Below are 12,919 nucleotides of genomic sequence, written 5' to 3'. Positions count from 1 at the left end.
CTTTCGCGCGCTTCTGCTCCTGTGGCGCGGGGACGTCCGAGCGGGCGGGCCGTCGGACCGTCTGGCCGCGGCGAGGGCGGTTCACCGCGCTCTCGGGTTCGGCTATCAACCGCGGGCATGGAAGCTACGACGATCAAGCGCTTCGGGGTGATCGGCGCGGGCCAGATGGGGCGAGGCATCGCCCAGGTCGCCGCGGCCGCGGGCCTCGAGGTGGTCCTGTGCGACGTCTCGAGGGCGCTGGCGGAGTCGGGCAAGGCCCAGATCGCCGCCATCCTCGCGAAGCAGGTGGAGAAGGGCAAGCTGGCCGCGGAGGCGCGGGAGGCGCTCCTCGGCCGGGTCGCGGTGGCCGACGGGATCGCGGGGCTGGCCGGGGTCGACCTGGCCGTGGAGGCGGTGACCGAGAACTTCGAGGTGAAGAGCGGGATCTTCAAGCTCGCCGACGCGGCGCTGCCGAAGGGGGCGATCCTGGCGTCGAACACGTCGTCGATCTCGATCACGCGGCTGGCGGCGGTGACCGGGCGGCCTGAGCTGGTCATCGGGATGCACTTCATGAACCCGGTGCCGCTGATGAAGCTGGTCGAGCTCGTCCGTGGGGTCCAGACGTCGGACGCGACGTACGAGGCCGTCCGGGCGCTCTCGGTCGGGCTCGGCAAGACGGTGATCACCTCGAAGGACCAGCCCGGGTTCATCGTGAACCGGATGCTGATCCCGTTCCTCAACGAGGCGTGCTTCGCGCTCCAGGAGGGGCTGTCCACGCCGGAGGACATCGACGCGGGGGCGCGGCTCGGGCTGAACCACCCGATGGGGCCGCTCGAGCTCGCCGATTTGATCGGGCTGGATACGGTGCTGTCGATCGCGGAGGTGCTGCACCGGGAGTTCGGGGACTCGAAGTACCGGGCGGCGACGCTGCTCCGGAACCTGGTGGCGGCGGGGTGGTACGGGAAGAAGAGCGGGCGGGGGTTCTACGTGTACGACGAGAAGGGGCAGAAGAGCGGGCGGGCGGTGTAGGCGGCTGCCACGGAGCCAGGGAGGGAGGGGGCGCCGCGCGGGGGGCCGGCGGGGGCCCCTCCCACGAACTCGCGCCTTTTGGGGGGCTATGGCCGGCTGAACGGCGGGGCCGGTCCGGGAGGGCGTCGCACGGAGCGGGCCGGCGCTCGGGTTCGTGGGGCCCTACCCCGCCGGCCCCCCGCGCGGCGCCCCCTCCCTCCCTGGCTCTCTCCAGGCGGGGATGAGGGGAGCGGCGACGGGATAAGCGCGATGTGAACACGGATGTGCGGGTCGGAGGATGGGCGGTCGGCCCGACTCACTACGATCGCACGGGGGCTCGTGGCAGGGCGTCAGATCGCGCGCACCCGCACTCAAGCGGGGAGTTCGGATTATCGAGCGACGGGCTGTGTCCCGGAACAGGCGCGTGACGTCCTCTGGAAATCGCTCGCTTGGATCGCTCGCTCGTCGGCTCGGCAACGGTCTCGGCAAAGCGAGATCGGTCGGACACCGAATGAGGCCTTCGCGCGCGACGGCAGGCGCTTCCCCCCGGCGCGGCGCGCTGCTAACCACGCTCCATGACCGCTCAAGAACAGCAGCCGGGGGCCCGCGGTACGCTCCAGTTCGTCGCCGTCGAGCGCGCGGGTCACGTCGCCACCGTGACCATCCAGCGGCCCGACAAACTCAACGCCCTGAACCCCGCCGTCCTCGGCGAGCTCACCGCGGCCTTCCGCGACCTCCTCACGCCCGCCGAGGGCAACGAGGTGCGCGCGGCGGTGCTGACCGGCGCCGGCAAGGCGTTCGTCGCCGGCGCGGACATCGCGGAGATGGCGACCATGAACAGCATCGCCGCGAAGCGGTTCGCCGACGCTGGCCACCGGCTCGCCGAGCTCATCGAGACTGCCCCCTTCCCCGTGATCGCCGCCGTCAACGGCTTCGCGCTGGGCGGCGGCTGCGAGCTCGCCCTCGCCTGCGACTTCATCTACGCCGCCGAAGGCGCCAAGCTCGGCCAGCCCGAGGTGAACCTGGGCGTCATCCCGGGGTTCGGCGGAACCCAGCGGCTGCTGCGACGGGTCGGGCCCGGACGCGCGCGCGAGCTCGTCTATTCAGGAGACATGATCACCGCGCAGCAGGCGCTGTCGATCGGGCTCGTCAACGCCGTCTTCCCGGCGACCGAGCTCCTCGCGCGCGCCCACGAGACCGCCCTCAAGATCGCCTCGCGCGGCCCGCTCGCCGTCGCCGCCGCCAAGCGCGTCCTCCTGCGCGGCGAGAGCCTCGACCTCGCCGCCGCCAACGAGCTGGAAGCCCAGGCATTCGCGGCGCTCTTCGGCAGCGAAGATCAACAGCTCGGAATGAAAGCGTTCCTGGCGAAATCCCAGGCCACGTTCACCGGAAAGTGACGCCTCGGAAGGCACGAACCGCGCGCTCGAGGGGCAAAAAAATACCGCGCATCACGCTGGAGGGGGGCCCAGAATGACCGCGGCAGGAAAACCGCGCCGGAGTCCTGAACGTCCGCCACGGTGCTAAGAAGAAAAACCGCATGCGCTCCGGGCTGGGGGGTCCGCGCCGGTGCGCATGCGGTAGTCAGATTGTGGCATCCGCAAGCGCGTTGTCGATAACAAAGTGCAACGCCTGCACGCCGGGCGAGCAGAGCGCTCCAGACGCGAAGGCAGCCAGGCGAGCGCACGACCCACACACACAAGCTCTGCCGGAATTCACGTTCGAGCCGGGCATACCCCTCCACCGAAGACAGCGCTCGGCGCAGCGTTCATTTCGCATTCCGAGACGAGCGAACACGAGATCCCCCATCTCTTCAATAAGAGACGCCACGACGCGGCAGGCAGCACAACGGACACCTGCTCCCGAGTAAAGAGCCAGGACGAATAAAGCACACTACGGAAGGAACGCGCCGGCGCCTGTGTTCAAGCGCACGAGAGCCCCTGCGTGCGCGCAGGCCGCGATACGCGCAGCGCGCGCGAGGCCACAAAGTAAACAGGTTTTATCTAAGGGGGACATATTTCACGACGTGTGCTCGACGACTCTTCGCCTGATGCGTCTGGGTCAATTTCTCGGCCTGGGCCATCGCATGACAGGCCTGGATGGCTCGCCGGCGCGCGCCTGTCTGCTCGATGGGGGCCCCGACAGGCGCACGGCGCGCCTCGGCAGCGATGGCCTCGTGCGCCGCTGCAGCGCCCCCCGAGGGCGAGGTGGCCACCAGCGCAGGCATCACCGCCGCACCGACGCCGTAGACGAGGGAGCTCGCGGCGTGCAGCGGCGGACCGGAGCGCGCCAGGTGGAAGCGCGCGCCCGGGTCGATGCACCGGGTCGACGCACCCGGGTTCGCCCGGTCCGCGCACGCGGGGTGCGCGCGCCCAGCTCGCGCGATCGCGTCGCCAGGACACGCGGGCCGACGCGCAGGCCAGCGCGCGCAAGGCGGAGCCCGCGCGCTCGACGGTGAGCTCGTCTGACACGCGAGGCCCCGTGCAGCGTCCGCTGGGCACCTCCGCCGCGATCGGGGCGCGACGTCCTTGACGCCGGGCACGAAACGGGATTACCGAGCACCGGCCTGACAATCCATTCCTCGGGTGCCCTCCAGGGCATAACAGGGAAGCCGGTGCAAAACCGGCGCGGTCCCGCCACCGTGAGTGGGGAGCTGCCTCCGAAGACCACTGGGCCTCATTGGACGAGGCCTGGGAAGGTGGACGCAGCGCTGGGAGCTCGATCAGCTCCCTGAACCCATGAGCCGGGAGACCTACCCGAGCCTCCCACGAGGTGCAGCTTGCGCACGTCTTCGTGGCGTTCGGGTGCGGACTTCACCCGGAGCGCCGAAATCGGTCTTCACGGCCGCTCTTTGTCGATAGCCGCCGTGTCCCTGGGGACGCTCCTCGCGCCCCGGCCCGCGGCCGCGATGCACCTCGCGGAAGGCGTCCTGCCGCTCGGCTGGTGCGCCGCCTGGAACGCGCTCGCCCTGCCCTTCGTCGCGATCGCCCTCCACCTGCTCCGGCGCCGCACCCAGCAGGACGCCTTCTACAAGCCGTTCGTCGGCCTCATCGCCGCCGCCGTCTTCGCGATCTCGTGCATGCCCGTGCCGGTGCCGACCGCCGGGACCTGCTCCCACCCGTGCGGCACAGGGCTCGCGGCGGTGCTCATCGGCCCCTGGATGACCGTCCTCGTCACCGTGGTGGCGCTCCTTATCCAGGCCCTCTTCCTCGCGCACGGCGGCCTCACCACGCTGGGCGCCGACGTCGCGTCGATGGGCATCGCGGGCGCCTTCACCGGATACTTCGTCTTCCACCTCGCGCGGCGCTGCGGCGCGAACCTCTGGGTCGCGGGCTTCCTGGCGGGCGTGACGTCGGACTGGGCGACGTACGCCACCACGGCGCTCGCGCTCGCGCTCGGGCTCTCGGGCGAGGGATCGGTGACGGCCATGTTCACGGGCGTCGCCCTCGCCTTCGTCCCCACCCAGCTGCCGCTCGGCCTGCTCGAGGGCGTCATGACCGCGGGGGCGCTCGCCTTCCTGCGCACCCGGCGGCCCGACATCCTGGACCGGCTCCAGGTCGTCCGGCTCGCCCCGGGGGCATCGTGACGCGGCGGCTCGGACAGCGCCCGGTGTCAGCGCTGCTCGCGCGGCGCGCGTGCGTAGCCTGCGAGCGCGCGCTCCAGCTCGCCGCTGCCCTCTGGCTCGCCGCCTGCCGCAACGCGTCCTGGGACGGCGTCGACGAGGCCGTGGTCCGCCGCGTCGCCGAGGACGCAGGGCGCCACGAGACGGGGCCGCTGTTCGCGGGCCTCGAGGGCGACCTCCTGCTGTTCGCGTTCCTGTGGGCCGGGCTCCTCGCCGGCTTCGCCCTCGGCTACTTCTCGCGCGTGCTCTTCGTCGAGCGCGCGGACGCGCCCGCGGGCAAGGCCGGCGGCGAAGGCCTGCGTGCGGACTGATCCCCCCGCGCGGCTCCGCGACGTGGACGCCCGGCTCCGCCTCGGGGCCGCCGTGGCGGCGTGCTGCGTCGCCGCGGGCGCGCGCTCGCCCGTCACGCCGGCCGCGCTGCTCCTCCTCGCGTGCGCGGCCCTCCACCTCCAGGGCACGCCCGCGCGCGCCGTCCTCCGCGCCGCCGCGCCCGCCGCGTGGATCGGCGCGGTCGCGGCGGCGCTCGCGCTCGCGCTCACGCCGGGGGCGCCGCTCCTCCCCGGCGCGCCGTTCCCTGTCGACGCGATCACGGCCGAGGGGGCCCGCCGCGCCGTCGCCATCGGCGCGCGCGTCCTCGCGGCGGCCGCGGTGCTCCGGTGGCTCGCCGGCGCCGCCGCGCCCGCCGAGATCGAGGCGGCGCTCGCCGGGCTCGGCGTCCCCGCGGCCCTCGTCGAGCTGCTCGCGCTGACGCGGCGCTTCGCCGGCGTGCTCCAGCGCGCGGCCGACAGCGCGTGGAGCGCCGCCGCGCTCCGCGGCGGGTTCACCCGCCCCGGCGCCGCCGCGCGCTCGGCCGGCGCCGTCGCTGGCGTCGTGGCGCTCCGCACGCTGGAGCGCTCCGAGAGCGCCGCGCTCGCGATGCAGCTCCGCGGCTACCAGGGGAAGCTCCCCGTGGCGGACCGAAGGGCGAGCGCGCCCGCCGCGAACCTCGCGTTCGCCGCCGCCGCCATCGCGGCCCTCGGGCTCAGCGTCGCCGCGGGAGAGGCCGGATGATCGCGATCGCGCTCCGCGCCCCCCGGATTGGCTACCGGCACGGCGAGCCCGTGCTGCGCGACGTGCGCCTCGACGTCGCCGAGGGCGAGTCCGTGGCGGTGCTCGGCGGCAACGGCGCCGGCAAGACCGCGCTGCTCCGGACGCTCGTCGGGCTCCTCACGGCGCCCGGCGGCGGCGTCGAGATCGCGGGCCGCCGCGTGGGCTCGCCCTCGGACGCCGTCGCCGCGGGCGCCGCGCTCGTGCTCCAGGACCCGGACGACCAGCTGCTCGGCGCGACGCTCCTCGACGACGTCCTGTTCGGCCCGCGAAACCTCGGCCTGCCCGCGCCCGAGGCGCGGCGCCGCGCCGAGGAGGCGCTCGCCGCCGTGCAGATCGCGCACCTCGCCGATCGGGCCATCGAGGCGCTGAGCTTCGGCGAGCGCAAGCGCGCGTGCATCGCCGGGATGCTGGCGATGCGGCCGCGGGTGCTGCTGCTCGACGAGCCGACCGCGGGGCTCGACCCGGAGGGCGAGCTCGCCCTGTGCCAGACGCTGCGCGCGCTCTCCGAGCAGCAGGGGACCACGCTGGTCACCGCGACGCACGCCGTGGATCTCGTGCCGCTCTTCGCAACGCGCGCCGTCCTGCTCGGCGACGGCCAGGTCCTCGCGGACGGGCCGCCGCGGGAGGTGTTCGCGCGGGGGGAGCTCCTCGCGCGGGCGCGGGTGCGGCGGCCGTGGGTCGCCGAGCTCTGGACCCGGATGAGGCCTGTGCCGCCGCAGGGCGGCGCGGGGCTCCCGCTCACCCTGGAGGAGGCGCTCGCGTGCATGACGACGGTCTCCTGCTGATCGGCCACGGCAGCCGCGACGCCGCGTCGAACGCCGAGTTCGAGGCGATCGTGGCCGATTACGCCGCGGCGCGGCCCGAGATCGCCGTGCAGCACGGCTACATCGAGCTCGCGACGCCGCACCTCGCCGACGCGCTTACGGCGCTCGCGGCGCGGGCGTCGCGGGTGGCGGTCGTGCCGCTCTTCCTGTTCGCCGCGGGGCACGTGAAGAACGACATCCCGCTCGCGCTCGAGCGGGCGCGGGCCGCGCACCCGGGCGTGCGCTTCTCGGCGGCGCGGCCGCTCGGCGTGCACCCGGCGCTCGCGCAGATCGCGTTCGAGCGCGCCGCGACCGCGCTGCCGGACGACCCGGCGGCGCGGGCCCGGTCGGCGCTCGTCGTCGTGGGGCGCGGGTCGAGCGACCCGGACGCGAACGGCGATTTCTGCAAGACGGCGCGCCTCATCGGCGAGGGCCGCGGGCTCCAGCTCGTCGAGCCGACCTTCATCGGCGTCACCCGCCCCTCGGTCGAGGAGACGCTGGAGCGGGTCGCGCGGCACCGGCCGGAGCGCGTCGTGGTGGTCCCCTACTTCCTCTTCGCCGGGCGGCTCATGACGAAGCTCGCCGAGCAGGTCGACCGCTTCTCCTCGACGTACCCGTGGATCCGGGCGTCGCTCGCGCCGCACCTCGGCCGGTCGAGCGCGCTCGAGGGGCTGATCGACGAGCGCGCGCGCCAGGCGTTCGCCGGCGAGGCGCCGCTCCCCTGCGACACGTGCATGTACCGCACCGCGCTGCCGGGGCTCGCCCGGGAGGTCGGCGGGCTCAAGGCGATGCTCTACAGCGTGCGCCACACGCTCACGCACACGCAGGCGTCGAACCACCCGCACGCCCACCGCTCGCTGCGCAAGCACGTGCTCGTCTGCGGCAACGCCGACTGCGTGGACCGCGGCAGCCTTGCGCTGCTCGAGTCGGTGCGCCGCCTCGTGAAGCAGGCCGGCCAGCAGCAGCAGATCCGCGTGACGAGGACGTCGTGCATGGGGCGCTGCGGCGAGGGGCCGACGGTCGCCGTCTACCCCGACGGGGTCTGGTACCGCGGCGTCCGCGAGGAGGACGCGAAGGACCTCGTCGAGGAGCACCTGCTCGGCGACCGGCTGGTGGCCCGGCTCGTCGACGACATCATGCAGTGAAGGATGGATAGGAGAGAACCGATATGGCCTGTCACGAGATCGCCGCGCTCCGCCTTGGGCTCATGAACATCCTGGGCATCGAGGATCCCGCCGAGCGCACGCACGAGCTCGCCGAGCTCGGCGCCGCGGCCGCCGAGCCCGGGCCGGTCTCGGCGATGCTGCGCGCCGGGGACCTGAAGAACCTCTCGCGCCTCTTCGAGGGGTCGCTCGTGGAGCTCCAGGAGAAGGTCGCCAAGACCCCCGCCGGCGACCCGAAGCTGCCTTATCTGCGCTCGCTCCTCATCCTGACGAAGCAGGTCGAGCTCGATCTGCGCGCCCAGGTCGACGGGCTCGGCCGGCTCTACCGGGAGCTCGAGGAGATGCACGACTTCGTGCACGAGATCTACCCGGCCGAGTGAAGCGCGCCCCTCACCGGAGGGAGCCCATCGCGCGTGATTGCGACCGCGCGGAGACAGGAGCGACGTCATGGCAACACAAGGCAACCCGAAGATCAGGATCGCCCACGCAACGCCGCTCGGCGACGCCGCGCGGCTGCTCCGGCTCGAGCGCGTCGACGGCGCGGAGATCGGCTTCGCCGGCGGGCAGTACGTGATCATCAACACCGGCGTCACCCTGCCCGGCGGCAGGCTCGCGAAGCGCGCCTACTCGCTGCTCTCCAGCGACGCCGAGCAGCGCGCCGTCGAGATCGCGGTGAAGCGCATCGGCGCCGGGCCGGGGTCGAACGTGCTCAACGACATCGCCGTCGGCGCCGAGCTCGAGTGGAGCGGCCCCTGGGGCAAGCTGCGGCTCGCGCCGGGCTTCTCCGGCCGCGCGCTCGTGATCGCCACCGACACCGGCATCACCGCCGCCCTCGGAATCGCGCGCAGCGCTGCCGCCGCCGGCGCGGCGCAGCTCGACCTGCTCTGGCTCGTCGAGCCGGGCGAGACCTTCGCCTCCGAGCCGTTCGTCCGCGAGCGCCTCCCCGCCGCCGTTCGCCTCACGGTCGCCCGCGACCTCCCCCCGATCGGCCACCCCGAGCGGCCGGCGCGCGCGTGCGCCCTCGTGGACGGGCAGCTCGCGGCCGGGCCGTACGACGCCGTGCTCTGCGCGGGCGACGGCGCGGTCCTCTACCCGCTCCGCGACCACCTGGTCTCGCTCGGCGCGCCGGAGGGGAGCGTGCTCCTGGAGAGCTTCTTCAACAACCCTGCGAAGAAGTCTTTGTAATCGTTCGGGATCTTGCGAGGGGTGGCGGGGGCACCGGGCCCCAGCCCCGTGGCTGCCCGTTTCGGTTGAATCGGCTGCCCCCATGGGCCAAATGCCCGCCATGGCTGCCTTCCGACACGTCCGCGGCGCGCGCGCTCTCTCTCCGTTTCGTACCGACAAGCGCCTGACCGAGCTGAAGCAGCGGGTGCCCGAGGTGGTCGGGCTGGGGAGCCGCTGGATCTACTTCGTGCACTCGCGGGCCTCGCTCGACGAGCGCGGCGAGCACGTGCTGTCGCATCTCTTGGACGACGACGCGCTGGCGCACGGCGGGGGCGGGACGGGCGAGGACGAAGGTCAGCTCGTGCTGGTGGTGCCGCGCTTCGGCACCCTCTCGCCCTGGAGCTCGAAGGCGACCGACATCGCCTGGGTGGCGGGGCTCGCGGCGGTGCAGCGGATCGAGCGGGGCATCGCCTACTACGTGCGGGCGTCCCGGCCGCTGACCGGCGAGGAGCTGACGCGCGCGGCGGGGGCGCTGCACGATCGGATGACCGAGTCGGTGGCCTTCGACTTGGCGGCCGGGCAGGCGCTCTTTCGCGACGAAAAGCCGCGGCCCCTCGCTCGCGTGCCGCTGTCGCGCGAGGGGCGGCTCTCGCTGACGCGCGCCAACAAGGAGCTCGGCTTGGCCCTGGCGGAGGACGAGATCGACTACCTGCTGGCCGCGTTCACGGAGCTGAGGCGGGATCCGAGCGACGTCGAGCTGATGATGTTCGCGCAGGCCAACAGCGAGCACTGTCGGCACAAGATCTTCAAGGCCGACTGGGTGATCGACGGCGAGGCGCAGGGCCTCTCGCTGTTCAAGATGATCCAGAACACCTTCGCGGTGACGCCGCACCATGTCCTGTCGGCGTACAGCGACAACGCGGCGGTCATGGAGGGGCTCGACGCCGAGCGCTTCTTTCCACAGCCGGGGGCCGGCGCGCTGTACGAGACGCGGCGTGAGCCGGCGCACGTGCTGATGAAGGTGGAGACCCACAACCATCCCACGGCCATTTCGCCGCATCCCGGCGCTTCGACGGGCAGCGGCGGCGAGATCCGTGACGAGGGCGCCACGGGGCGAGGCGCGAAGCCCAAGGCCGGGCTCACCGGTTTTTCGGTGTCGAACCTGCGCATTCCCGGCTTCGAGCAGCCGTGGGAAGCCGAGTCGATCGGCAAGCCCGATCGCATCGTCTCGGCGCTCGACATCATGATCGACGGGCCGCTCGGCGGCGCCGCCTTCAACAACGAGTTCGGGCGTCCTGCCCTGGCCGGCTATTTCCGGACCTTCGAGCAGAAGGTGCCGGGCGACAGCAGCGGGGCCTCCAGCGTGCGCGGCTATCACAAGCCCATCATGCTGGCGGGCGGGCTCGGCAATGTGCGGCCCGAGCTGGCGCTGAAGAAGACCTTCCCGGCGGGGGCGCCCATCGTCGTGCTCGGCGGGCCGGCCATGTTGATCGGCCTGGGCGGCGGCGCGGCGTCGTCGATGGCCTCGGGCTCGTCATCCGCCGATCTGGATTTCGCCTCGGTGCAGCGGGACAACCCGGAGATGCAGCGGCGCTGCCAGGAGGTCATCGATCGCTGCAACGCCCTGGGCGCCGGTTCGCCCATCCTCAGCATCCACGACGTGGGCGCGGGCGGCCTGTCGAACGCCTTGCCCGAGCTCGTGCACGACGCGGGCGTGGGCGGGCGCTTCGAGCTGCGCCGAGTGCCCTCGGTCGAGCCCGGCATGTCGCCGCTCGAGATCTGGTGCAACGAGGCGCAGGAGCGCTACGTGCTGGCTCTGGACGGCTCGCGCCTGGAGATCTTCGAGGAGATCTGCCGGCGCGAGCGCTGTCCCTACGCCGTGGTCGGTCACTCGACGGCGCAGCAAGATCTGGTGCTCGACGACGCCGAGCTCGACGACCAGCCGATCGACATGCCGCTGTCGGTCTTGCTCGGCAAGCCGCCCAAGATGACGCGCGACGTCCGCCGCCTGCCCTCGCCCAGACAGGCGCTCGACGCCGCCAAGCTGCCGCTGCGCGAGGCGGTCTATCGCCTGCTGCGGCTGCCCACGGTGGCCGACAAGTCCTTCCTCATCACCATCGGCGACCGCACCATCACCGGCCTCGTGCACCGCGATCAGATGGTCGGGCCCTGGCAGGTGGCCGTGGCCGATGCAGCGGTGACGCTGACCGACTACACGGGTTACGGCGGCGAGGCCATGGCCATGGGCGAGCGCGCCCCGCTCGCCGTGCTCGACGCTGCGGCCTCGGCGCGCATGGCCGTGGGCGAGGCGCTGACCAACCTGGCATCGGCTCCGATCGAGAGCCTCGAGCGCGTGAAATTGTCGGCGAACTGGATGGCAGCGGCCGGTGCCCCCGGTGAGGACGCCAAGCTCTATGAAGCCGTGAAGGCGGTGGGCCTCGAGCTGTGCCCGGCGCTCGGTCTCGCCATCCCCGTCGGCAAGGACAGCATGTCGATGCGCACGGTCTGGGACGGCGGCCAGAAGAGCGTCGTCTCTCCCATCTCGCTCATCGTCTCGGCCTTCGCCCGTGTGCCGGACGTGCGCGGCGCGCTCACGCCCCAGCTCCGCACCGACGTCGGGGACACCGTGCTCGTGGCCGTCGACCTGGGACGCGGCAAGAATCGCCTGGGCCTCTCGGCGTTCGCCACCGTCAGCGAGCAAGTGGGCGACAGCGTGCCGGACGTCGACTCGCCGGCCGATCTGCGCGCCTTCTTCGAGACCGTACAGAGCCTGCGGCAGCGGGGGCTGGTGCTCGCCTACCACGATCGCTCGGACGGCGGCCTGTTCGTCACCTGGGCCGAGATGAGCTTCGCCGGCCGCGTCGGCGCGGAGCTGTCGCTCGATGCGCTGGCGGCGAACATCTCGCTTCCGGCCGCTCAGGCTGCAGCCTTGTTCTCGGAAGAGCTGGGCGCGCTCCTGCAGGTGCGTGCCCAGGACGCGCCCGAGGTCATCTCGGCCTTCGCCCGCGCCGGTCTCGAGGGAGCGGCGCACGTCGTCGGCAAGCTCCGCAGCGACGATCGACTGGTGGTGACCGCGGGCGGCCAGGCCGTGCTCGACGAGCCGCGCGTGGACTTGCGCCGCGCCTGGTCCGAGACCAGCTACCGCATGCGAGCGCTGCGCGACAATCCCGAGAAGGCCCGCGAGGAGTTCGACGCGCTGCTCGACGCCGGGGATCCGGGCATCTCGCCGCACCTGCCCTTCGACGTCGAACGATCGCTGGCTCGCCCGCTGATCGAAGCCGCCAGCGAACGGCCCAAGGTGGCCATCTTGCGCGAGCAGGGCGTCAACGGTCAGATCGAGATGGCCGCCGCCTTCCACCGCGCCGGCTTCGCCGCCCACGACGTGCACATGAGCGATCTGATGAGCGGCGCCGTGTCGCTCGAGAGCTTCCGCGGCCTGGCTGCCTGCGGCGGTTTTTCCTACGGCGACGTGCTCGGCGCCGGCATGGGTTGGGCCCGCTCGGCGCTCTTTCACAGCAAGACGCGCGAGGCGCTGTCGGCCTTCTTCACGCGACCGAACACCTTCGCCCTCGGCATCTGCAACGGCTGCCAGATGATGGCCGGCCTCAAGGACATCATCCCCGGTGCCCAGCGCTGGCCGCGCTTCGTCAAGAACCGTTCCGAACAGTTCGAGGCCCGTCTCGCCCAGGTCGAAATCCTGGAGAGCCCCTCGGTGCTGCTGCGCGGCTTGGTGGGCGCGCGCCTGCCCGTGGCCGTGGCCCACGGCGAGGGCTATGCCCACTTCGCCAGCGACGCCGATCGCCGCGCGGCGCGTGTGGCGGCCCGCTGGGTGGACGGCCGCGGTCAGGTCGCCACGCGCTACCCCGCCAACCCCAACGGCTCGCCCGACGGCATCACCGGCCTCACCACCGACGACGGCCGTGTGACGATCCTCATGCCGCACCCCGAGCGCGTCTTCCGCGCCGTGCAGCACAGCTGGGCTCCCCCCGAGTGGTCGGAACGCGGCCCCTGGCTGCGCCTCTTCGAGAGCGCGCGGGCGTTCGTGGGCTGAGGGTCTCTCCTGGAGTTTCGCCCCGACCGACCAGGAGGGCAGG

10 protein-coding genes and 1 riboswitch are annotated in these 12,919 nt (G+C 72.7%); all 10 genes read left to right on the top strand.

Translation table 11 applies throughout. The features are described from left to right. Window positions 1-117: 117 nt before the first annotated feature. The 10 genes from WMF29_RS01355 (at window position 118) to purL (ending at window position 12,876) form a co-directional block, all read left to right on the top strand. Window positions 118-1,008, top strand: coding sequence for a 3-hydroxyacyl-CoA dehydrogenase family protein (locus tag WMF29_RS01355; protein WP_437327104.1), 891 nt, complete (start codon window positions 118-120; stop codon window positions 1,006-1,008). A 554-nt stretch (window positions 1,009-1,562) separates the two neighbouring features. Then, entirely contained in the window at window positions 1,563-2,384 is an 822-nt protein-coding gene (locus WMF29_RS01350; RefSeq protein ID WP_272097335.1) for an enoyl-CoA hydratase/isomerase family protein, read from the top strand. A gap of 1,166 nt (window positions 2,385-3,550) precedes the next feature. Further along, window positions 3,551-3,758, top strand: a riboswitch (cobalamin riboswitch). A gap of 98 nt (window positions 3,759-3,856) precedes the next feature. Further along, window positions 3,857-4,570 carry an energy-coupling factor ABC transporter permease gene (locus WMF29_RS01345; protein WP_437331258.1) on the top strand — a complete coding sequence of 238 codons (714 nt, stop codon included), beginning with the start codon at window positions 3,857-3,859 and terminating at the stop codon, window positions 4,568-4,570. A 23-nt stretch (window positions 4,571-4,593) separates the two neighbouring features. Next, entirely contained in the window at window positions 4,594-4,917 is a 324-nt protein-coding gene (locus WMF29_RS01340) for a hypothetical protein (RefSeq protein ID WP_272097333.1), read from the top strand. Further along, complete coding sequence (locus WMF29_RS01335; RefSeq protein ID WP_437327103.1) at window positions 4,907-5,656, top strand: CbiQ family ECF transporter T component; 750 nt, start codon at window positions 4,907-4,909, stop codon at window positions 5,654-5,656. Before WMF29_RS01340 ends, WMF29_RS01335 begins: the two co-directional genes overlap by 11 nt. Beyond that, window positions 5,653-6,480, top strand: coding sequence for an ATP-binding cassette domain-containing protein (locus WMF29_RS01330; protein WP_437327102.1), 828 nt, complete (start codon window positions 5,653-5,655; stop codon window positions 6,478-6,480). The genes WMF29_RS01335 and WMF29_RS01330 overlap by 4 nt, the downstream gene beginning before the upstream one ends. Then, window positions 6,456-7,643, top strand: a complete 1,188-nt coding sequence (locus WMF29_RS01325) for a CbiX/SirB N-terminal domain-containing protein (RefSeq protein WP_437327101.1) — start codon at window positions 6,456-6,458, stop codon at window positions 7,641-7,643. The genes WMF29_RS01330 and WMF29_RS01325 overlap by 25 nt, the downstream gene beginning before the upstream one ends. Window positions 7,644-7,666: 23 nt before the next feature. Next, on the top strand, window positions 7,667-8,041 hold the full coding sequence (locus tag WMF29_RS01320; RefSeq protein ID WP_437327100.1) for a DUF3209 family protein: 375 nt from the start codon (window positions 7,667-7,669) through the stop codon (window positions 8,039-8,041). Between the two features lie 67 nt (window positions 8,042-8,108). After that, window positions 8,109-8,846 (top strand): FAD-dependent oxidoreductase, encoded by a 738-nt coding sequence (locus WMF29_RS01315; RefSeq protein ID WP_437327099.1) that lies wholly within the window; start codon window positions 8,109-8,111, stop codon window positions 8,844-8,846. Window positions 8,847-8,946: 100 nt separating this feature from the next. Next, window positions 8,947-12,876: a phosphoribosylformylglycinamidine synthase gene (gene purL / locus WMF29_RS01310; protein ID WP_437327098.1), complete on the top strand. Its 3,930-nt coding sequence runs from the start codon at window positions 8,947-8,949 to the stop codon at window positions 12,874-12,876. Window positions 12,877-12,919 lie beyond the last annotated feature (43 nt).

The sequence above is a fragment of the Sorangium sp. So ce381 genome (assembly GCF_051473845.1).
Classification (GTDB): domain Bacteria; phylum Myxococcota_A; class Polyangia; order Polyangiales; family Polyangiaceae; genus Sorangium; species Sorangium atrum.
Note: the sequence above shows the minus strand (reverse complement) of the source record. Positions and strands in the feature narration are given on the sequence as shown.